The following is a 22,025-nucleotide window of genomic DNA, read 5'->3' on the forward strand; positions in this document are numbered from 1 at the left end:
GGGCGCACCGGCTTATTGCAGCGACAGGCTCTCGATCATATCGAGCCTCTGCTTGCCGAAATCATCGATCACGATCGGGCCGCTCGCCGAAAATTCCATGATCTTGTCGCTCTTTGCGGAGAAGGCCGGCCAGGGCAACGCATGAGGCGGGTTGGGATCGCTGCGCTTCGCGAACGCCACCCAATAGCCGCTGACGATATCGGCCATCTTCTGGTCGTCCGCCGTCCAGCCGGGGCGCGCCGCCGGCGAGGGCACCGCGAAAACCATCTGCATCTCGTTGTCGTGCCCCGCTCCCGGGACCGTGCTGCGCAACGCCTCGGGCACGTAGCTGAACCGATAGAGCCAGACCGGCAGCCCCCTTGCGCCCTGCTGCTTGGCCCGGCGGCGCGCCGGCTCGACCATCGCCTGTTCGCCCCACAGACGCCCGATCGCCTGTTCGCGCGTCACGCCCGGCGCCTGATATTGCGCGAGCAGCGGTGCCGCCCGATCGCCCAACCTGGCCAGCATCGCGTCCCCTGCCCCCGGCAGCCAGCGCATCAGGCTCTGCTCATAATCATTGGCGCCGACTAGATAGGGAACGGGCGCGGCCTCGCCGAGCCGGAACGCATCGGTGGTATCATGCACGATCAGCTTGCCGTCGCGCACCGGAAAGGCCGGAGCCCGTACCGGCGCATCGAGTATGGTCGCGGCGGGCAAGGCGCGGAGCGCGTTCACGTCGCCGTCGGCCACGCCCTTGCTGCGTGCCCACTGCAGGCCGGCCGCCTCCGCCGAGACCGGCGAGCCGGTCAATGGCTGGAGATGCTCGCTGCTGCCGCCGCTTTCCGAGATCGCCTTGGCGAACAGGCCGCGCGCGAGCGGCGACGTCATCAGGAAATTGACTGACGACGCGCCCGCCGATTCCCCGAAAATCGTGACATTGTCGGGATCGCCGCCCAGCGATGCGGCATTGGCCCTGATCCAGCGGAGCGCGGCGATCTGGTCCATCATGCCGTAATTGGCGAGCGTTCCACCCCGCTGTTCGGCACTCAGGCTCGGATTGGCATAGGTGCCGAAGCGACCGAGGCGATAGTTGATGGTGACGATGACGACACCCTGCCGGGCCAGGGCCCGCCCATCATAGATGGGGAGCGACCCCGAGCCCATGATGAAGGCGCCGCCATGGATCCACATCATCACCGGCAGCCGCTTGTGCGTGCCATGCGGGCGCCAGACGTTGAGATAGAGGCAATCTTCCAATTCCGGATTGGCATAACCGGGCGGCAACGGATTGTGCGCGCTGTCCTGCAGGCAGTCATTGCCGAACGCCTGTGCCGACCGGACGCCACGCCACGCCACGACCGGCTGCGGCGATCTCCAGCGCAACGCTCCGACCGGCGGCGCCGCATAGGGCAGGCCGAGAAAGGCATCGACGTCGTTCTCGCGCACGCCCGCGACGGCACCGCTGGCCAGGTGTGCGACAGGCGGAGCCATATCGGGCGCCGCGGCAGTCGCAACCGAAGCCGGCGCCGCCGCGAGCGGCAATCCGAGGATCGCCCATGTCAGTCCCATGGCCACATTCATCCCGCGCTCCCGCCCCTATTGCTATTGTCCGGTCTGGCGGATTGTCGGGGTGCGATCTTGCCGAGATGCGTCACTTTTGTTGACGACGTACCGTGCCCCACCGCCCTCGGGATCCCGTGGCCACGGCGCCCGCGCGGCGCGAAGCGCGAGTTCAGGCCCGTGCCATAGCCTGGCGCCGTATCGAACAGCGCGATGCCGGCCTTGGGCGCCGGCTTCGGCGTATCGCGCGCGTCGGCCTGGCCGAACGCCGCAGGTCGATGGGATCGCGGATCGATGGGATCGCGGGTGGTGACGATCAACTGTTTCGTCCGCAGGCCTCAAGACTATGACGGCGCTGTCACAGAGCATGATAGGACGTGTCCAGCCACCAAGGATCGTTCATGCGCAAGTTAACCCTGCTCGGCCTCCTGCTTTCCGGTGCGGCGCATGCCGCGCCCGTCTGGCAGGATCGAGCCAAGTCACCGGCCGTCCGGGCCGCCGCGCTCGAGCAGGCGCTGACCACCGACGAGAAGTTGTCGCTCGTCCACGGCATATGGCCGGTTCCGTGGACGCGCGCGCCCGGCGAGGCGCTTCCGGCGGGCGCCGTCCCCGGAGCCGGCTATGTCCCCGGCGTTCCCCGCCTGGGCATTCCGGCATTGACCGAAACCGACGCGTCGCTCGGCGTCTCGAATCCCTCCAACGTCCGCGCCGGCGATTTCGCGACGGCGCTTCCGTCCGGCCTCGCGATGGCGTCCACCTTCGATCCGGACAGCGCCTATCGCGCCGACGCGATGATCGCGGGCGAGGCGCGGGCGAAAGGCTTCAACGTGCTGCTCACCGGCGGGGTCAATCTGGCGCGCGATCCGCGCAACGGCCGGAATTTCGAATATTATGGCGAGGATCCGCTGCTTTCCGGGCTGATGGGCGGCGCCGCGATCCGCGGCGCACAGAGCCAGCATGTGATCGCCACGGTCAAGCATTTCGCGCTCAACGACAGCGAGACCAACCGCAATTTCTCGAACAGCGTGATCGCCGAGGCACCGATGCGCGAAAGCGACCTGCTCGCCTTCGAGATCGCGATCGAACAGGGGCACCCCGCCTCGGTGATGTGCGGCTACAACCTCGTCAACGGTGCGTATGATTGCGGCAATGCGCCGCTGCTCGACGGCGTGCTCAAGGGCGACTGGCAGTATCCCGGCTTCGTGATGTCCGACTGGGGCGCGGTGAAGGCCACCGATTTCGCGCTCGACGGGCTCGATCAGCAATCCGCCGAGGAGACCGACAAGCAACGATGGTTCGGCGCCCCGCTCGCCGAAGCGGTGCGGACCGGGCATGTCCCCGACGCCCGCCTGTCCGACATGGTGCGGCGCATCCTCTATGGCCAGATCGCGAGCGGCGCCTTCGACGCGCCCGTCGCTCCGGGCGGCACGATCGATTATGCGGCGGACGCCGCCGTGTCGCGACAGGTCGCGACCGCGGGGATGGTGCTGCTCAAGAATGATCATGCGATCCTGCCGCTGGCGAGATCGGCGCGCACCATCCTGGTGATCGGCGACTATGTCGAAAAGGGCGTCATGTCGGGCGGCGGCTCCTCCAACGTGATCGGCAAGCCGGATCAGCCGGCCGCGCCGATGAGCGGCGAGACGCTGTTCGCCCAATATGTGAAGGAGCAATATCACCCCTCGCCCCCGCTCGCCGCGATCCGCGCGCGTGCGCCGCAAGCGCATGTGCTCTTCGACAATGGCCGCAACGCCGCGGAGGCGGCGCGCAAGGCGAAGCTCGCCGATCTCGTCATCGTCTTCGGCAACCAGTGGATGACCGAGGACAGCGATGCGCCCAATATCGATCTGCCGCGCGGGCAGGATGCGATGATCGCGGGTGTCGCCGCCGCCAATCCCCACACCGTCGTCGTGCTGCAGACCGGCGGCCCGGTCGCGATGCCATGGCTCGATCACGTGCCGGCGGTGCTCGAGGCCTGGTATTCGGGGCAGCAGGGCGGCGAGGCGATCGCCGACATCCTGTTCGGCGACGCCAATCCCTCGGGCCGCCTGCCGATCACCTTTCCCCGGAGCATCGCACAGACGCCGCGCCCGCCCGTACTCGACGGCGCCGATCTGCCGGACGGAGTCCAGTTCGACGTGCGCTATCCCGAGGGTGCCGACATCGGCTATCGCTGGTTCGCCAAGACCGGCCAGACGCCGCTCTTCGCCTTCGGCCATGGCCTCAGCTACACCCGCTTCCGCTACGCCGATCTGGTGGTGCGCGGCGGCAAGACGCCCACCGCCTCCTTCACCGTCACCAATGTCGGCGATCGTGCCGGCGCCGACGTGCCGCAGCTCTATCTCACCCGCGCCCCCGGCGGCCCGGCCCGGCGCCTGCTCGGCTTCCGGCGGGTGATGCTCGCACCGGGCGCCAGCCAGCGCGTGCAACTGCCCCTCGACGCCCGGCTGCTCAGCCGGTTCGATCCCGCTGCGCACGCCTGGTCGCTGGACGGGGGCACATACCGGATCAGCCTTTCGCAGGCATCGGACGCCGATCAGATCGACGCCGACGTGCGCCTCGCCGCCCGACGGCAGGCGCCATGATCGAAGCGCGACAGGCAAATCCTCGGGCCTTGGCAGACAAGACTTGTACGCAGCGACCTTTATGATGCCCCTCACACTCCGCTTCTCCAGTCACGGGACGATGGCAGCATGACGACGACGCTTACCCGCTTGCGCACCACGCCACTGCGCGCCGACACGCAATTCGGCGCCGAAATCCACGACATCGATCTGCGCACCGCAGACCAGGCGACCAAGCAGGCCGTCGTCGACGAGTTCCAGCGCTCCGGCGCGATCCTGATCCGCGGGCAGGACATGCGCCCCGAGGATCTCGTCGCCTTCGTCGAGATGTTCGGCGTGCCCGAGGATCACACCAACAAGGCCTTCGTGATGGAGGGCCATGAAAAGGTCTACATCCTGTCGAACCGGATCGGCAGCCATCGCGACGGCGTGGGCTGGCACACCGACTACAGCTACAAGGAAGAGCCGGTGATGAGCACGATGCTCTATGCCGTCGAGGTTCCCGAAGTCGGCGGCGAGACCTATCTCGCCGACATGGTCTCCGCCTACAATGCGCTGCCGCCCGAGCGTCAGGAGGAACTGCAAACGCTGCGCCTTCATCACAGCTGGGAATATTTCATGACGAACCGGGAGGATGCCCGGATGGAGATCACCCCCGAACTGCTCGCCGAGAATCCCGACGTCGTGCATCCGCTGATCCGCACCCACCCGGCGGACGGCCGCAAGGCGCTCTGGGTTTCGACCGGCACCGTGAAGGCGGTCATCGGGCAGGAGGATCCGAGCGATCTCGCGGTCCTCGACGAGCTCGTCGATTTCGGGACGCAGGAGCGCTTCGTGTTCAAGCACAAGTGGCAGGTCGGCGACATTCTGATGTGGGATAATCGCTGCACGCTCCACACCGGCTCGGGCTTCGACGACCAGAAATATATCCGCACGATGCACCGCCTCTGGGTGCGCGGCGACAAGCCCTATTGAGGGAGATCCGTCGAGCGGCCGCCCGGTAGGACTATCGGGCGGCCTCTTCTATTTCACGACGTCCCGCCGATATTCGCGTGCGGAAATGCCGTAGCGCTCGCGAAACGAACGGCTGAAATGCGCCGCATCGTTGAACCCCCAGCGGAAGGCGATCGCCGAAATCCCCAGTTGCGCGTGGAGCGGGCTGGTCAGGTCGGCGTGACAGCGTTCGAGCCGCCGGGCCTTCAGCGTCGCCGCAAAATTCATCTCTTCCGCCGCGAACAGCCGCCTGAGATAGCGTGGCGATATGCCGACATCGGCGGCAAGCGATCCGATGCCGAGCTCCGGATCGCCCAGCATCGTTTCCATGCGCTGGAGAATGCGGTGGAGCAGCGCCGCGCGTGCGCCTTCGGCCCCGCCGCGCGTGCGCGCGCCACCATCGGCCGCCAGAATGGCGACGAGAAATTCGATCACCGCGATCTCGACCGGCCTGAGATGATCCGCTCCCAGCGTAGCGAGTTCGAGCGCGGTGGCCTCGAGCAGCCGGGCGAAGACGGCGGGCATCCCCCGCGAGGCATCGAGCACGACGACGCTCGCCTGCAGATGCGCCAGCAAGCGCGGCGCGATCGCCGGATGCGGCAGCCGGACGAACAACTGGCGATGGCGCCGGCCCAGCGTGAGGGTCGACGCGCTGCGCGTGATCCCGCACAGGATCATCCCGGGATGGAAGGGCGTCTCGAACTCGGGCGCGCGCATGACGCCCTGCCCGTCGATCAGCATGCTGAGCCACAGGCCCTCAATCTGTTCGTCGGAGCGGCCCGCAATCTCCTGCGCATCGGCCGTCACCAGCGCGAACTGAATGCCCATCGGCGATACCGCAACCGTGACCGAGCCGTTCATCGGTTCGGGGCCGAGCGGCGTGACCTGCGGCAGCCGCAGCCGCCTCATCGCATCGGCCCACGCCGCGTTGCGCGTGTCCGGCGGCAGATCGGCGGTCGAGAAAATCCAGGCTGGCGGGTCCATTCTCAGCCTCGGGGATAGATGGTGATGATGGTTCCCGCGTTCCGGATTGCGGGCTGCGGAGGCCGGTCGCCCGGCCCCCGCGCTCCCTTCGCTTTAGAAGGAGAAGGTCGCTTTGACATGGAAGGTGCGGCCGATGCCCGGCAACACGTTGGCGTTGGCGTCGGTGTCGCTGTTGGCCATGAAGTAGAGCTTGTTCGCCAGGTTATCGACGTTCAGATCCACCCGAACCGGCCCGCGGACGATATAGGCGCCGATCTTGAACAGCGCGTAGCTCGGCAGGCGGATCGCGCCCGGCAAGAAGCCGCCGGTGTGGCTGGCGTAGGTGCCGCCGCCGGTCACGCCCCAGCCGCCCTTGAAGTCATAGGTGGCGAACAGGCTTCCGCTCAAATCGGGCGAACTGTGGATATAATAGCCATTGGTGAGGCCGACATAGTTGGTCAGCGTGTAGAGATAGCCGCCATAGCCGCCGGTACAGCCCGCATTGGTGAGGCAGGAGGGAAGGGTGATGAACGTCCCCGAGCCGCCGTTCGAGCCGAGCTGCCTGGTCCGCTGATAGGCGCCGTTCGCGGTGATACCGAACCGCCGCGTGACGAGCCAGCGCAGTTCGGCCTCGACACCCCGCGTCCGGATCGCCGAAACGCTCGCCACGCCCGTCGCCGGCGTCGACAGATAGGAGCGCTTCTGATCATAGGCATCGAGCGCGATATAGAGGCGGCCGCCATTCTGCGAGCTCTTGACGCCGATCTCTCGGAGGCTCGATCCGCCCAGATAGGCCCCTGTCGGGATCAGCGTCGGATCGATGGAACCGCCCTGCGTCAACTGGAGCGACTTGCCCTTGGCATAGGTGCCGTAGAAGGTCGCCCAGTTGAACTTGTAGCTCAGGCTCGCATTATAGTTGAACGGCGTGTTCTTGGCGGATTCCTCCGTATAGACGCCGCCGACCTCCGTACCCCGGTTGATCGAGTGGACATCATAGCCATCGACCCGACCACCGAGCGTCAGCGACACGGGGCCGAGCGTCGCATCGGTCACGAAGAAGCCGGCGGCATCGTTGATCTTGCTGTAGATCGAGGTGGCCCACTGATAATTCGAGCCGCTCAGGAAGGGATCGTTGAAACGATCGTCGGCGGTCGCGCCGACCGAGATGTCGCGCCGATCCTCGGAGAGGACGAAATCGTCGAGACTGCCGAGATCGTGCGAGCTGGAATGACGGTAGCTGCCGCCCACCACGGTCTGGATCTTGACCGGGCCGAGGTCGAACTTGAACTTGTAGGTCAGCCGCTGCTCGGTGACGGTCGCGTTGAACACGCTGGCGAAGCCGTAGCTCTGATAGTTGCGACTGCTCAGCGTGTTGATGAAGCTCTCGAACTTGAGCTGGCTGTCATTGTCGAACTTGTAGGTGAGCCCGCCATAGCCGGTGTTCGCATAGGCCTCGTTGATGTCCAGCGCCGGATCGAGATCGGTGTCGCGCGGCGAAAGCTTGACGAGCTTGACCGTCCCCGGATCGAGTTCGGTATAGCCATTGGGCGTCGCGGTGGCCCCGATCGAGGGTGCGTAGAATTGCACCGTGCTGCCCCCGGTCGCCGCATAATATTGGCTCTTGGTGATGAAGGCCGCGCCCGGCGCGACGATCTTCTCGAGCGGACTGCCGGAAATATATTCCTGATTGTCGATCAGATTCTGGGTGACGCGGTTCCAGCCGATATTCTTCAGATAACCGTTGGAATGAAGATATTGATAGGTGCCGCTGAACGACAGATGATCGCCCAGGTCGGTCGAATAGGTTCCCTGCGCGATCTGCGACACAGGATGGTTGCCGCGATAGAAACTGTGGGAATCTTCGATTTTTCCGTACAGCGAAATGCCGCCGTCATTTTCGCCCAGCTTGACCGGAATGGCGAGATCGGCGGTCGCTTCCTTCTGGCGATAGCTGCCGAGCGTGACGGACGCGTCGCCGGTGACTTGCTGAATATATTTGGTCTTGTCGCCGCGCGCGCTCTTGGGGATGAAGTTGAGGAAGCCGCCGACCTGCCCCGAACCATAGATTGGCGACGGTGGCCCGCGCACGATTTCGATGTCCGAGCTGGCGTCTACCGGTGTCGGAAAATTCGCGAAGTTGGAGATGCCCTGGAAGCCGTTGAAATAATTGTCCGCGACGCTGCCGCGGATGGCGATCGCACCGGGAACGCCGAAAAAGCTCCCGGTATAGGTGCCGGCTGCGACGGCGGTGAAGTCGTAGACGCTCTTGATGTTATAGCGCGACAGCAGCTTGTCGGAAATATCGGTGATCGAGCGCGGTGTATCGACCAGCGGCTTGTCCAGCCCGAACAGCGTCGAGCTCTTGTCCTTTTCCATGACGCCCGAAATGTCGTGCGCGCCGGTGACGACAATCGCGGCATGATCATCCTGCTTCGACGCGGATGGCGCGGTGCTCGTGCTGGCATCGCCGGCCGGCGTCACGGATGCGGCCATATCCTGCGCCACTGCCGGCGTCGCGCCGGTCAGCGCTATCGATCCTACGCCACACAGAAAAGTGCTCGCCAAATACCAAGTTTTCATCGCCCGCCCCTTTTTTCTCAAATCCGGGCCTTCCGATTATCCTCATCCCCGCCGCCTCCTGACCGGAGCCGCCGTCACACGCTTGCGGACAGTGTCTGCGAACCTTCGTTGGCGCCGTGTTGTCATCGTTCCGCAACCATCAAGCTACAGGAGTAGCGTTGCTATTCTTGTTGGATAGCGCCCTCCATGTTGCGGCAAATGCCGACCTGCGGACGCCTTTGTTCGCCCCATGAAATCGAATCGCGGCCCTTGCGGAGACGCAACCGCCGCTCCCCGCCCCCCGGCAGGAGCCGAATCCGCCCATCCGGCACATCGCCCGGCGGATAGTGCCAAGAAACCAGACGCTGCGCGCCAAGAATGCCGCCGCCTGCCAGTCTAGCCAGCGTGCGCTCGCAGGCATGACGGATGCCGACGGCATGGAGGGCGGCGGTATGGCGAACTGGTTCATCACGGGCGTTTCGACGGGGCTCGGACGCGCCTTGGCGCAGGCGGTGATCGCGAAGGGCGACACGGTCGTCGGCACGGTTCGTTCGCGAGCAGATGTCGAGGCCTTCGAGGCGCTGGAACCGGGTCTGGCGCATGGCGCGCTGATGGACGTGACCGACGAGGCATCGGTGGCTGCCGCGGTCGAGGCGGCGGAGATCCTGACCGGCGGCCTGGACGTGGTGGTCAACAACGCCGGCCGGGGGTTGACCGGCGCGATCGAGGAGACCGGCCTCGACCAGGCGCGCGCATTGTTCGAGGTCAACGTCCTCGGCCCGATCGCGGTGATGCGTGCCGTGCTCCCTTATATGCGGGCGCGAAAGGCCGGGCACATCGTCAATATCACGTCGGTGAGTGGGCTCGCCGCCTGGGCCGGCACGGGTCTGTATGGCGCGAGCAAGTTCGCGCTCGAATGCATCGGCCGCACGCTCGCGCAGGAGGTGAAGCCGCTCGGCATCCGCGTGACCAACGTCGCGCCGGGCGGACTGCGCACGGAATTCGCGGGCGCGGCGCTCGCCGATGCCGAGGATCATATCGCGGACTATGCCGACACCGCCCATCAGGCCCGTGCGATCCTGATCGGGCATCGTGGCGAGGAACCGAGCGATCCCGTGCTCGCGGCACAGGCGATCATCGCGGCGGTGTCGGCGGCCGAACCGCCGCTGCTGTTGCTGCTTGGCGCGGACGCCCTCAAATATGCCGAATATGAGTTTGCGGCGCTCGCGGCGGATATGGCCCGGTGGCGACCGCTCACCCTCTCAACGGCTTTCGAGGAGGAAGCCCTTCCCTAAGCTCATCCTGCGAAAAGCGCCTTGCGGATGATGGCGTGGACTCCCCAATTGCCGTTGGCTACCTGGCTGATGCCGAAGTCCACGCCCACCGACAGCAGCGAGATCGCCTCGTCCTCGCTCAGATTCCGGATCGTCATCAGGAAGCGGCGCGCCTTGCGGAAACAGTCGCGCATCGCGAGATCGATCGAGGATTTCTTGTAGACGTCGGTTTGCGCGCTGCTGCCCAGTTCCTTGAGATAGTCGGGGTGCGAGAAGCCCAGGATCACCCATTCGTCGCGCGTCTCGATCATCGGGTAATCGAGATCGCGGATATAGGGTTTGCTGGTCTTGGCGGGGTGGAGGATCACCTGGATCACCGCCGTCATCGAACATTCGATCGCGGTCCCGCATAATTCGGAATCGCCCTGGCTGGCGTGCGGATCGCCCAGCGAAAGCAGGCCACCCGCGACCGCCACCGGCAGGAACACGCTCGCCCCCGCACCCAGCCGCCAATTGTCGATATTGCCCCCGAAATTGGCGGGCGGCACCGAATCGACCAGCTCAGCATGCGCTGGTGCCAGTGCGATCACGCCGAAATGCGGGCGCACCGGAATCTCGATGTCGCGCAGCACCTCGAAATTCTTGACGATCGTCTCGGGATCGACCGGGATGCCCGGATAATCGATCCGCTCGTGAACGACCCCGGACGGATCGGTCTGCGGCGTCCAGCGATAATTATAGACGGCGTGCGCGCACGGAGCGCGACCGGGATCGCTCTCCACCTCGAAGATGGTGACCACCTCGCGCGGCTTCGGTTCGGTGAGGAGATCGTTGTAATGGAAGCCCCAATAGGCGGCGGCATTGCTGCCGAAGGCGCGCCCGGCGAAACGCGGGTTGCGGCTGGGCCTGGCATGGAGGTCGAGAATGCGGACCTCCACCACATCGCCCGGCTTCGCGCCCTCTATCGCGATCGGGCCGGTGCAGATGTGGACGCCGAACCCCTCCCCCGGCCCGCGCCCCAGCGCCGACGCGTCCAACGGCCCCGCGCCGCGCCGCTCGATCGTCTTGCCCTCCGCCGTCCAGCGGTACACGCTCTCGGCACCGGGATCGCCTTCGATCATCCGCTCGGCGTCGTCGTTGGCATGGTGGGTGAGCGTCTCGACGGTGACATAGTCGCCCGAACGGACTTCGATGACGGGCTTGAGCGATCGACTGAAATAGCCCCAATGCACCGTATCGGGCCGCACCGGCAGATGATGATGGCGAACCTCCGCCGAACCCGGCTGGGGCTCCACCGGCGCTTCCGTCGATCGCGCCGCTTCCAGCTGCTCCTCGAGCTTCACGTCGCGCGCGTTGGCCGGCCGTCCACGCTGCGGGGCTTCACCGCGCATGTCGCCGAGATCGGGAGACTTGCGATATTCGCGCGGGCTCATCCCATAACGCTCGCGGAATGCGCGGCTGAACGAGGCGCTGTCGTTGAAGCCCCACTGAAACAGGATCTCGGAGATCGAGCGCTGGGTATGCAGCGGACTGCCGAGATCGAGGCGGCAGCGTTCGAGCCGGCGCAGCTTCAGGAACTGACCGAAGCTCTCGCCATAGGTTTCGAACAGCTTCTGCAGATAGCGCGCCGAGATGCCGTGCTCGGACGCGATCTGGTGGATGTTCAGATCGGGATCGGACAACCGCATCTCGATCGACTGGAACACCCGTTCGAGGATCGCCGCCCGGCCGCCCGCAGCCCCGCCCAGGGCCTTGCTGGGGGCCGAGCCGAGCAGCGTCGCCGAGATGAATTCGGGAAGCGCCAGCTCGACGGGCCGCATCTGATCCTCGCTGACATCGACGATCGTGTCGGCGACCGATCGCAATAGCCCGGAAAGCATCCGCCCCATCGCGGTATCGTTGAGCAGATTGCTGATTTCGGTCGGCAGGGGCGTGCGCGATTTGAGCGCGGGCAGGCCATGCGGCACCTTCACCGCCAGCAGGCGATGATCCGACGAAAGCTCGAGCGTCGTGCGGGCACCGCCGCCGCCATAGAGAATATCGCCTTCCGATATCTCCAGGCGCGTGGCGCCGTTGATGGCTGCCATCCGCCCTTCGAGCAGCAGCGCCAGCCAGAGGCACGGGCCTTCCTGGCTGAAATCGATGGCGATCGATTGTGGCGTGCCGGAAATCCGGGCGAACTGAATTTTCTGCCCGCTCGTGAAGCTGACGAGTTCGCCATAGACGTCCGGGTTGGCATCGACGAGATCAATCGACACACGCTGCAGTGCAAAACGCCAGGCGTCGCGGCGCTGTTCGCGCGGATAGGCATTGGTGGTGAAGCGTAAGCCGCTCAAAATGTTCGCCTCGTTACCGTGCCGCGCCGGTCGCATCCACTATCCCGTTAGAATACGGGCCGTTGGAACAATGGTAGGCTGCCGAGCGCGGCGCGGTCAACGGATCAGGCGACGGCCTCCGCCGGCGCCGGCAACGTCACGACATCGCCGCCGGCGACCGGCACGCGCGCGGCCAGATAGCGATGGATCAGCCACTTGTTGAACTGCCCCTGCGCGCCCTCCTGCCAGGAATAGCGGCCACGCGGCGCGTAGCGTGAGCGCAGACCGACCTGCACCATTTCGTCGACATGCATATCCTGCGCGATGATGTGCGCGGTGGCGCGCATGTTCATGTCGAGCTTATGCTCGAACGCCGGATCCTTCATCGCGCCCGGCGCGAACAGCAGGCCGGTGTCCATCTCGAGCGATTCCGGCCCGTTCGGCCGCAGGATCAGATAGATCACCATGTCGCTCATCATCACCAGCGACAGCGTGGGCGGCACATTGGCGAACGTCATGCGGTGGCGCGCCTCGTCGGACAGGCCCGGGAAGATCGGCAGCACCGCGCGCTGCGTGGCGTTGAAGCTCGCGTCCCTGTGGAGCGTACCGTTGAACCGCAGGAAGCCCGCGTCCTCGGGCTGAGATTCGGGGAACTCCGCCTGCCCGGAAGGCACGAAGTCGTGCAGCGGCCCCTGGTGGAGACGGCTGGCGTGATAACCGTCATTGTTATTCTCGAACATCACCTTCCAGTTCCACGGAAGCGTCGGCGCCGGATCGGGCCTGGGGCCTTCCGCACTGGCGAGGTCATAGCCCGCAATCGCTTCGGCGATGCCGGCGAGGCGCGGCGCGAGCGGCGCCGCGTCGCGATCGAAATTGATGAAGATGAAGCCGTTCCAGATCTCGACCGCGAACGGCGGGAGGCTGTGGCTCGCCTTGTCGAAATCGCAGGTGCGTCCCATCGCAGGCGCGCCGACCAGCGTGCCGTCGAGAGCGTAGCTCCAATGATGATAGGGGCAGACGAAGCCGCGCGCGTTGCCGTGCCCCTCGGCGACGAGCATCGCGCGATGCTGGCATACCGCGGACATCGCCTTCACCTGGCCCGCCATCGTCCGCGAGACGATGATCGGCTCGCCGATGATCTGCGTGGTGAAATAGTCGCCCGGCTTGGACACCATCGCCTCACGGCCGACGCACAGCCATTCGCGAGCGTAGAGCGCGTCCTTCTCGAATTCGTAGAAATCGGCGCCCGTGTAGCAGACCGGCGGCAACGTCATCGAATTTTCGAGTTCGCAAGCCGATGCGGCCAAGGAGTCGAAGAAGCTGTCTGGCATGAGGCTCTGGGACATGGTGTCGATCCTGGACGATGCTGCAAGATGGATGAACATTATCCTCTCGCGCCGCCCGCGTCTTGCGCGGTGCGGCACGAGAAGTTGAAAAGCCTACTCGCGGGTGAAGCTCGCGGGCACCGCCGGATCGGCCCCGGCCTTGCCCCACAACAGGATCTCGCTGCCCCACGGATCGCGGAATGCGTGGTTGTAGCCTTTGAACGTCGACCAATAATGGTCGCGCCACAGGATCGTCGCGCCGCGCTCCTCGGCGGCCGAGAGAATCCGCTCGGGCGTGTCGTCGTCGCCGATCAGGATCCAGATGCGCGGCTTGCGGCCGTCCGTGCTCAGCGCGCGCGGCTCGACGCCGGCCGGCTCGGGATGCGGCCGCGCATTGGCGACATCGAAGATGCCGAGGTGGAGATTGCCGATCGCGCTGTCGGTGCCGTCAGGATTGGGGAACTGCCCGCCCGGCACCATGCGGTGATAGACGCCTTCGGGGCGGGCATCGTTCTGCCAGCCGAAAACCTCGGCATAGAAGCGGCCGGCCGCAGCGGGATCGTCGCTCGGCATATCGACGAAGATAAGAGTGTTGGGCGTGGCCATGCGGTCCTCCATTGGAATGTCCCGGCTAGCCTTGGCCCGCCGGGTCGCATCCGGCTTGGCGGATTGCGTCCGCTTTCTTGATCGGGGCGACCCAATCGCCCCCCTTGCAACTCTTGGGGCGCACCCGCGCAAGACCGTTCCGCCGATCGCACCGAGAACCGGACCCACACTACATTCTAGTCGAGCGGGGTATACATGGCGCTGGTCTGCAAGCATGGCGAAACTCGGGCGGATACGAAGCCCAGGGCGATCCATCATCTGAAGGCGACACCGGAGACGGTGCATTGGGGCTATTTTTCCCCCGACATCAAACCGGCGCTGATCGTCCAGAGCGGCGATCTGATCGAAGCCGAGGCGATCACGCATCATGCCGGCGACGCACCCGAACTGATGTTCGACGAGGGGATCGAGCGGCTGTTCACCGAGATCGATCCCTCGACCCGCTCGCCCGGCGTCCACATCATGACCGGGCCGATCTACGTCGAGGGCGCTGAACCCGGCGATATGCTGGAAGTGCGCTATTTCCAGATGACGCCGCGCAACAATTACGGCTCGAACCTCGCGGCCAATTGGGGCCATCTCTATCAGGAGTTCGGCGAGAAGGAGCGGGTGACGATCTACCAGCTCGATCCCAACGCCAACACGGCGAGCGCGCTCTACGCCTACGATTTCCCGGGAAAATATCTGGTGCCCGGGACCATCACCCACTGCCCGGTTTGCGACCGCGAGCCCGCATTGCCGGGGATCACCATCCCGGCGCGGCCGCATATCGGCACGGCAGGCGTCGCGCCTGCGGTCGACGCTCCGGTCAGCACGATCCCGCCCGGCCTTCATGGCGGCAACATCGACAATTGGCGGATCGGTGCCGGCTCGACGATGTATTACAAGGTGCAGGTGAAGGGCGGCCTGTTCTCGATCGGCGATCCGCACGTCAGCCAGGGCGACGGCGAGATTTCGGGAACCGCGATCGAGGCCTCGCTCAACTGCCTGTTCCAGATCATCCTGCGCAAAGATTTCAGCTTCCCGTCGCCGCTGCTCGAGACGCCCAACAACTGGATCGTCCATGGCTTCGGCGCGGATCTCGACGAGGCCATGAAGGGCGCCTCGATGGACATGCTGCACCTGCTCAACGAGCATCAGGGACTGAGCCGCAACGATGCCTATTCGCTGATGAGCGTGGCAGCGGATTTCGGGGTGACGCAGGTGGTCGACGGGACGCTGGGCATCCACGTCCGCATCGACCGCAATCTTTTCCCGCAGAAGGGCGTGACGAAAGATCCTAGCTGACGAGGTCCATCGCCGCCTCGATCTCGGCACGGCCGGGCATCGAGGCGGCGGCGCCGATCCGCTGCACCGACAGCGCGGCGGCGGCGCAGGCGAAGCGGAGCGCCGATTCCATCTGCTGCCCCTCGGAGAGCGCCGCGGCCAGCACGCCGCAGAATGTGTCGCCCGCCCCCGTCGTATCGACGACGGAAACCTTCGGAGCCGGCACCGCAAGCGTCCGGTCGCCGCTCACCGCGACGATCCCGGCCGCGCCGAGCGTGACCACGATCCACTGGCCGTCCCGTCGCAGGAAATCGCGCGCAGCGACGATCGCCGCTTCGGGGTCGGCAGGAACCGCGTCGCCGCAATAGAAAGCAAGCTCGGTCTCGTTGACGACGAGGACGTCGACGTCCGCGAGCAGCAACGCTGCCTCCGCGAGCGCTGGTGCCGCATTGAGGATCGTAAGCGCCTGCGCGCGTCGTGCCTGCGCGAGCATCGCGCCGACGGCCGCGACGGGAAGCTCGAGCTGCGCGAGACAGATATCCCCCGCCCGGCCCGGCCAAGCCTCCGTCGCCGCGACCAGCGCGTTGGCTCCTGCGACGACGACGATCTGGTTCTCCCCATCGCTCGACACGCAGACGTGCGCCGTGCCCGTAGGCCCCGGCAGCCGCGCGATCGCGCTCGTATCGGCACCGGCGGCGGACAGCGCGGCGATCATCATGCCGGCATGGCCATCGGAGCCAACCGCGCCGATCATCCGGGTCGCGACGCCGAACATCGCGCTGGCGGTCGCCTGATTGGCGCCCTTGCCGCCGGGCAGTTCGGCGACGGACAATGCCGAAACCGTCTCCCCCGCACGGGGAAGACGGTCGACACGCGTCACGAGATCGGCATTGATGCTCCCGAAGACGACGACGCTCACGCGACCGCCCTGACGCCGCGCAACGCGGTTTCGCGAACCGTCAGCATCTCGAGCGGGGGCAAGAGCGACAGCAACGCGGCGCCGACGATGAGCGCGGCGCCGATCGCCAGAGTCGGCATCGCGTAGCTGCCCGTCGCACCGAAACCGACGTCCATCAGCCCGGGCGTGATGCCTTGGACGAAGATGACGACGGCATAGAGCGCGCCGGTGATCGATCCGTAGCAACGCAAACCGAAATAGCGCGAGATGAAATAAGGGAGCGCGCCATATTCCGCGCCGAGCCCGATCCCGAGCAGCACGCCGGCCAGCACCAGCGTCGGCGTTCCGTGCCCGAATTCGAGCAGCGACAGGCCGACAATCGCCGACAGATACATCGGCATGACGACGCGCGGGGTCCGCAGTCGATCGAGCGTCCAGCCGGTGACGATCTGCCAGCCCGCCGCGACGAGCGCGAAGATCGCGATGATCATCGTCGCTTCGCCCACGCTGACGCCATGATCGGTGAGCATCGGCACGACATGCGTGAACACCGCCGTCATGCCGCCGCCGCCCGCCGCGACCGCTGCCAGCATGATCCAAAACGGCCGTGTCCGTGCGGCTTGGGACAGGCTCATGCCCTCCAGCTGCACCGGATGGGCCACCGCCGGCCGCGGCGCGTCGCGAATGAGCAGGAACAATGTCGGGAAGCCCACCGCCAGCACGATCCCGCCGATCGCGACGAAGCTGCCTCGCCAGCCGACGACGCCGAGCAGCAGGCCGGCCACGATCGGCATGATCGTCGCTCCGACGCCATTGCCGATCCCCGCGGTCACGCCGAGCATCAATCCGCGCGTCTCGTCGAACCAGTTCGACACGACCTTGCAGAACATCGCGGTCGACGGGATCGATCCGGCGAGCCCGACCAGGCCGAACAGCAGGTAAAACAGCAGGACATTCTGCGTCGACAGCGCGAGGAGTGCGATCGAGCCGGCCAGGAGCAGATTGCCGCCGATCAGCAGCTTGCGCGATCCGTACCGGTCCATGAGCCGCCCCACGATCGGATAGGTGATTGCGCTCACCAGGGCGATGAGCCCGAACACGCCCGATACGGTGGCCCGCGCCCAACCGAAATCGGTGGCGATCGGCACGAGGAACACACCGAAGGTGGCGCTGACGGCTGGCGTGATTCCCACCATATTGCCGATCGTCGCGGCGACCGCGACGCCGGCGGCGCCGCGCCTGGATGATGGCTGGTTCAACGGCTGGCCTCCCGGATAATGCATCACGTCATTAAACGGGAAGAAACCGCTGCCCGAAAGGGCTCTCCCGCCACTCGCAAAATTTCAGGCGCCCCGCGTCAACTCCCTTGCTGGGGCGAGATCGCTACGGACAAGTTTCGCGGCGCTCAGGTCCAAGACCGCCCGGCCGCAAACGACTAGACGTCGGGCCATACAAAGACGGAGACCGACAGCCCATGACTGCCAGCGCACCCGCGGCCACCATGCCGACCCTCTTCATCCCGCACGGCGGCGGCCCGTGCTTCTTCATGGATTGGTCCTCGATGGGTGGTCCGGCGGATACCTGGGACAAGACCGGCACATGGCTGCGCAACCTGTTGTCGACGCTTCCCGAAAAGCCGAAGGGCATCGTCGTGATCTCCGGGCATTGGGAGGAACCGGCCTTCACCGCGTCGACCGCACCGCGGCCCGAGATGATCTTCGACTATTACGGCTTCCCCGCGCACACCTACCAGCTCAGCTATCCGGCCCCCGGGGCGCCGGCCCTGGCAGAGCGGGTCGTCTCGCTGCTCGAGGGCGCAGGCCTCCCCGCCGCGACCGACGCCACCCGAGGCTTCGACCACGGCGTGTTCGTTCCTTTCCTGCTGGTCGATCCGGAGGCGAGCATCCCGGTGGTCCCGCTCTCGCTCAAGCAGGATCTCGATCCCGCCGAGCATCTCGCGGCGGGCCGTGCGCTGGCCCCGCTCCGCGACGAGGGCATCCTGATCGTCGGATCGGGCATGAGCTATCATAATATGCGCGGCTTCCGGACAGCCGCCGCCGTCCGGCCCTCCGCCATCTTCGACGCATGGCTCTCGCAGACCGTGGCAAGCGATCCCGATGCCCGCCGGCAAGCCCTCGCCCAATGGTCGTCGGCACCGGCGGCACGCGAATCGCACCCCCGCGAAGAGCATCTGCTCCCGCTGATGATCGCAGCCGGCGCGGGCGAAGATTCCCCGGGCTCGAAGCCGTTCAGCGACCATGTCATGATGGCGGACATTTCCGCCTTCCGCTTCGGTTGAGGCCCAAAGCCTGACGACATCGGAGAACCCGCGATTATGCTCGCGCGGAGCCCGTCCGATCGCGTAATCCACCATGGCACGCCATCCGTCTGAACGCCTGCTCCAGACCAAGTCCCCGGGGTCCGCAAGCATGATGGAGAGAGGCAGAGAAGGGCTGGACATGCCGTCACGCCAGCAGAGCGTTTGGGCCGCCCTTCTCTCCACCGCTTCGCTTACATGCGGATAGGAGCGACGAATCCGCCGCATTGATCCCAACATATATTATGGCTGATATCGCAATATAAATCAGATAATGGATCGATAGTTAAATGGAGACACTCATTTTCTATCGAAATTACTAGTATATTGTGCAATTAAAAATATCGTTACTGATCCTATCCAAGCATATGGAAAATGTCATCCGCTTGACATTCGGCCGAGACGGCTCTCTTTTCTCGGACGATATCCGCCAAGCAGATTTCGATCTGGAAATTATTCACTTTCCGCGCCCTATCTTTTGACGGATCAGCGCGAAATTTTATCGACCCGCGAGATCATATTGACCGGCCACGCCCCTGGCGTGTTAACCCACGCCTCAGATTGGAACGTGACGGGGACATCCGGTGAAGAAACTGACGCGACGAGACTTTACGGCATCCGGCCTTGGAGCGCTCGCCACACTTTCGGCATCTCCCGGCCTCGCCGCCCAGCTCCTGATCCAGCCTCGCATGCGGGTGATCATCGATAATGATTTTTCCGGCGATCCGGACGATCTGTTCCAGCTGGCCCATCACCTGCTCTCTCCGTCCGTCGATATCCGGCTCATCGTCGGGTCTCACCTCGGTATTAAAGATCCCTTTGATCCCTCCACGACCCAGGCGGCCAATGCCGTTGCCAGGGCCAAGGAAATCCTCAGCCTGTTCCCGTCGAGACCGGCGACGAAAGTCGTCCAGGGCGCCGAGATGGCCATCCGCCCCGGAACGCCCTACCCCCCCAGCAAAGCCGTCGAGGCGATCATCGCCGAGGCGATGCACCATGATCAAAAGATGCCGCTCTATTATTGCGCCGGCGGCGGACTGACCGATCTGGCGATGGCGTGGAAGGCGGAACCCGCCATCAGTAAAAATATGATCCTCACCTGGATCGGAGGCCCCGAATATCCAGATCTCGTCGATCCAAGCAATATCATACCTGATATCGATTATAACCTCAATATAGACATAAAATCCGCGCAAATAATATTCAATGAAAGCGATTTTCAGATTTGGCAGATTCCGAGAGATACTTATCGGAAGATGCTGATTAGCCATACTGAGATCACGGAGCGCATCCGCCCGGCGGGACGAGTGGGACGCTTTTTGGCCGACCATGTGGACAATGTCATCGAATTGGCCGGCCATTATGGTTTCAACCTCGGAGAGACATATGTGCTTGGCGACAGTCCGCTCGTCACCTTGACGGCTCTGCAGTCACCCTTTCAGCCGGACCCGGCATCGAGCAGATATGTCACACGCGCGGCACCTCGGATAAATGATGACGGTACTTATGGACCGCCATCCACCAGCAAGAAGATTCGGGTTTACCGCGACATTGATCAGAGGCTCACGTTCGATGATCTTATGGAAAAACTCCTCATTTATGGAAGATCGTGACATGGGATATCCCTGTTGGGGATATCATTTTGACATTGCTGGATATGGAGTTTTGTCTGCCGCTAACGCATGGGGCGCGGCTTGCGGTGTAAAGCAGGCTCAGGCCTATTAAATCATCTGCCGGGGTGGCGATCGGTTCATTCAACGGCGGAGCAGGGAGGCCGCGGATGCCGGCATCCCCAAACCGCCGAGCCGTCCGATGAACCCTGGATCCTTCTCGTCGCCGGCCAGACGCAGCAGCGCCCATGCGGACGCGGTGGTGGCGGTCACGACCGGCATCCCGGTCACGGCCTCGATCGTATCGACCACCGCATGCGACCGCATGTTCATGCAGGACAGGAATATCGCGTCCGCTTGCGGCATGTGCCCCACGCGATCGATCAAGGATTGCTCCGAAACGGCGGCCAATTCGAAACTGTTGGAGATGCCGAAGCTCGCACTGTCGACGATCTCGAAACCGGCATCTTCGAAGAAGCGATGCTCAAATGCATCGACCTTCTCGTCATAGGGTGAGACGATCAGGATCCGGACTGCGCCCAGGGCCTGAAGAGCGCTGATCGACGCTCCTGCTGCCGTCTCGCAGGGAACACCCGACAAGGCTGCCATTTCGCGAAGAAGGGCGCGATCATATCGAAGCCCCTGAAGGACACTCGAGGCCACGCAACCGTAAAGGAGGGCGTCGGGGCGGCAGCTCTTGAGCTGCTTGACCGCCCTCTGCCCATCGATCCGATCCATCTCGACGATGTTATCCGAAGTCAGCGCATCGGGAAGCAACATGCGGGCGATGTGGAGGCTGGCGGTAGCGGGCAGAGCGCGTGGAAGCCACGGCTCCACCACTGTGTTGACGCTCGGCAGCACGAGAGCCAGACGCATGGCCGCAACCTCCACCATCGAATTCTAGAAGCCGTAAAGGCGCGCCGGATTGTCGACCAGCACGGCCTTGAACTGCTCAGGCGTACACCAGGATGCCAGCAGATCGAGAAGATCCCCGTCGTTCGGCATCGGCTTGCCTTCGAGGAAGGGATGCGGCCAGTCCGTCCCCCAGACGCATCGGTCGGCCGCGACGTCGAGGATGGCCGCGACGGGCGCTGCCAGATCGCTGTAGGGTGGCCCCGCAGAGACGCGATATCCGACCAATTTGGCCCAGACGCGCTGATCCTCGAGCAAGCGCAGCAGGGTCTGGAATGTGGGATGCTGAACGCCCTCCGGGATCGGCGCCTGGCCAAGATGATCGATCACGATCGGCACTGCGAGATCCGGAAGGACTTGCGCCACCTCGGCCAGTTGCTCGCCCTTCACCCACAATTGTACGTGCATCCCCAGCGGCGCGATGCGGGAGGCGATCGTCGGCAGCGCCGAAATCGGGGTTCGGCCTGTCATCACGTTGATCCGCATCCCGCAGATCCCGCCGTCCCTGAGCGCCATCAGCGCTTCGTCGCTGATCTCCGGTTCGATGACGGCGACACCGCGCGCCTGGCCCGCGCCCAGCACCGCGTCAAATGCCTTGATCGAGTCGAGGATGCAGCGATTGTCGGCGCCATAGGGGCTGCCGTTGACGACGACGACCCGCTCGATGCCCACAGTCCGTGCCATACGCATATATCGTTCGACCGACGCGTCGCCCGGATCGTACATCCGGTGCTCGCTCAAGGGATACACATCGGGCGAGAAAATATGGAAATGGCAGTCGGTCGTTCCCGCAGGCGCCTGAGTATGCGGCGTCACCGCCTCGAGCGGATCGGGATCTGTCGGACGCAATTCGCTGGTCATACAATCATCTCTCGAGATATGTC

General features: G+C 64.7%; 17 protein-coding genes. 6 read left to right on the forward strand and 11 right to left on the reverse strand.

The window, feature by feature from the left end; genetic code table 11:
* Window positions 1-12: 12 nt before the first annotated feature.
* Together PBT88_RS17590 and PBT88_RS17595 are read right to left on the reverse strand one after the other, a co-directional pair.
* A complete protein-coding gene (locus tag PBT88_RS17590; RefSeq protein ID WP_270076602.1) occupies window positions 13-1,470 on the reverse strand; it encodes a carboxylesterase/lipase family protein in 1,458 nt (485 codons plus the stop codon).
* A gap of 86 nt (window positions 1,471-1,556) precedes the next feature.
* Window positions 1,557-1,859 (reverse strand): aldo-keto reductase family protein, encoded by a 303-nt coding sequence (locus tag PBT88_RS17595; protein WP_270076603.1) that lies wholly within the window; start codon window positions 1,857-1,859, stop codon window positions 1,557-1,559.
* A gap of 81 nt (window positions 1,860-1,940) precedes the next feature.
* Between PBT88_RS17595 and PBT88_RS17600 the strand changes: the two genes are divergently transcribed.
* Together PBT88_RS17600 and PBT88_RS17605 are read left to right on the forward strand one after the other, a co-directional pair.
* On the forward strand, window positions 1,941-4,124 hold the full coding sequence (locus PBT88_RS17600; RefSeq protein WP_270076604.1) for a beta-glucosidase family protein: 2,184 nt from the start codon (window positions 1,941-1,943) through the stop codon (window positions 4,122-4,124).
* Window positions 4,125-4,232: 108 nt separating this feature from the next.
* Window positions 4,233-5,078 carry a TauD/TfdA dioxygenase family protein gene (locus PBT88_RS17605; RefSeq protein WP_270076605.1) on the forward strand — a complete coding sequence of 282 codons (846 nt, stop codon included), beginning with the start codon at window positions 4,233-4,235 and terminating at the stop codon, window positions 5,076-5,078.
* 48 nt (window positions 5,079-5,126) lie between these two features.
* Here the strand turns inward: PBT88_RS17605 and PBT88_RS17610 are convergent, their stop codons facing one another.
* Both PBT88_RS17610 and PBT88_RS17615 read right to left on the reverse strand, forming a co-directional pair.
* Window positions 5,127-6,080 carry a helix-turn-helix domain-containing protein gene (locus PBT88_RS17610; RefSeq protein WP_270076606.1) on the reverse strand — a complete coding sequence of 318 codons (954 nt, stop codon included), beginning with the start codon at window positions 6,078-6,080 and terminating at the stop codon, window positions 5,127-5,129.
* 93 nt (window positions 6,081-6,173) lie between these two features.
* Window positions 6,174-8,624 (reverse strand): TonB-dependent siderophore receptor, encoded by a 2,451-nt coding sequence (locus PBT88_RS17615; protein WP_270076607.1) that lies wholly within the window; start codon window positions 8,622-8,624, stop codon window positions 6,174-6,176.
* A gap of 341 nt (window positions 8,625-8,965) precedes the next feature.
* Between PBT88_RS17615 and PBT88_RS17620 the strand changes: the two genes are divergently transcribed.
* Entirely contained in the window at window positions 8,966-9,913 is a 948-nt protein-coding gene (locus PBT88_RS17620) for an oxidoreductase (protein WP_326521554.1), read from the forward strand.
* 2 nt (window positions 9,914-9,915) lie between these two features.
* On the opposite strand, the gene PBT88_RS17625 is transcribed toward PBT88_RS17620, so the two are convergent.
* The 3 genes from PBT88_RS17625 to PBT88_RS17635 all read right to left on the reverse strand — a co-directional run bounded on the left by PBT88_RS17625 (window position 9,916) and on the right by PBT88_RS17635 (window position 14,138).
* Window positions 9,916-12,228, reverse strand: a complete 2,313-nt coding sequence (locus tag PBT88_RS17625) for an acetamidase/formamidase family protein (protein WP_270076608.1) — start codon at window positions 12,226-12,228, stop codon at window positions 9,916-9,918.
* Window positions 12,229-12,332: 104 nt separating this feature from the next.
* The gene (locus PBT88_RS17630) at window positions 12,333-13,553 is read right to left on the reverse strand and encodes an aromatic ring-hydroxylating oxygenase subunit alpha (RefSeq protein ID WP_270076609.1); all 1,221 of its coding nucleotides are present in this window, start codon (window positions 13,551-13,553) and stop codon (window positions 12,333-12,335) included.
* Between the two features lie 93 nt (window positions 13,554-13,646).
* Window positions 13,647-14,138 carry a VOC family protein gene (locus tag PBT88_RS17635; RefSeq protein WP_270076610.1) on the reverse strand — a complete coding sequence of 164 codons (492 nt, stop codon included), beginning with the start codon at window positions 14,136-14,138 and terminating at the stop codon, window positions 13,647-13,649.
* Between the two features lie 195 nt (window positions 14,139-14,333).
* Here PBT88_RS17635 and PBT88_RS17640 point away from each other — a divergent pair, with 195 nt between their 5' ends.
* Window positions 14,334-15,425 (forward strand): acetamidase/formamidase family protein, encoded by a 1,092-nt coding sequence (locus PBT88_RS17640; protein WP_270076611.1) that lies wholly within the window; start codon window positions 14,334-14,336, stop codon window positions 15,423-15,425.
* Here the strand turns inward: PBT88_RS17640 and PBT88_RS17645 are convergent.
* A complete protein-coding gene (locus PBT88_RS17645) occupies window positions 15,418-16,323 on the reverse strand; it encodes a ribokinase (RefSeq protein WP_270076612.1) in 906 nt (301 codons plus the stop codon). The two genes, PBT88_RS17640 and PBT88_RS17645, sit on opposite strands and share 8 nt — an antisense overlap.
* Window positions 16,320-17,561 (reverse strand): MFS transporter, encoded by a 1,242-nt coding sequence (locus PBT88_RS17650; RefSeq protein WP_270076613.1) that lies wholly within the window; start codon window positions 17,559-17,561, stop codon window positions 16,320-16,322. The genes PBT88_RS17645 and PBT88_RS17650 overlap by 4 nt, the downstream gene beginning before the upstream one ends.
* Window positions 17,562-17,776: 215 nt before the next feature.
* On the opposite strand from PBT88_RS17650, the gene PBT88_RS17655 reads away from it, so the two are divergent.
* Together PBT88_RS17655 and PBT88_RS17660 are read left to right on the forward strand one after the other, a co-directional pair.
* Window positions 17,777-18,601, forward strand: coding sequence for a DODA-type extradiol aromatic ring-opening family dioxygenase (locus PBT88_RS17655; RefSeq protein ID WP_270076614.1), 825 nt, complete (start codon window positions 17,777-17,779; stop codon window positions 18,599-18,601).
* 602 nt (window positions 18,602-19,203) lie between these two features.
* Window positions 19,204-20,232: a nucleoside hydrolase gene (locus PBT88_RS17660; protein WP_270076615.1), complete on the forward strand. Its 1,029-nt coding sequence runs from the start codon at window positions 19,204-19,206 to the stop codon at window positions 20,230-20,232.
* 141 nt (window positions 20,233-20,373) lie between these two features.
* On the opposite strand, the gene PBT88_RS17665 is transcribed toward PBT88_RS17660, so the two are convergent.
* Both PBT88_RS17665 and PBT88_RS17670 read right to left on the reverse strand, forming a co-directional pair.
* A complete protein-coding gene (locus PBT88_RS17665) occupies window positions 20,374-21,105 on the reverse strand; it encodes a maleate cis-trans isomerase family protein (RefSeq protein ID WP_270076616.1) in 732 nt (243 codons plus the stop codon).
* Window positions 21,106-21,129: 24 nt separating this feature from the next.
* On the reverse strand, window positions 21,130-22,002 hold the full coding sequence (locus PBT88_RS17670) for an amidohydrolase family protein (RefSeq protein WP_326521555.1): 873 nt from the start codon (window positions 22,000-22,002) through the stop codon (window positions 21,130-21,132).
* Window positions 22,003-22,025 lie beyond the last annotated feature (23 nt).

The organism is Sphingomonas abietis (assembly GCF_027625475.1).
GTDB classification, from domain to species: Bacteria; Pseudomonadota; Alphaproteobacteria; order Sphingomonadales; family Sphingomonadaceae; genus Solisphingomonas; species Solisphingomonas abietis.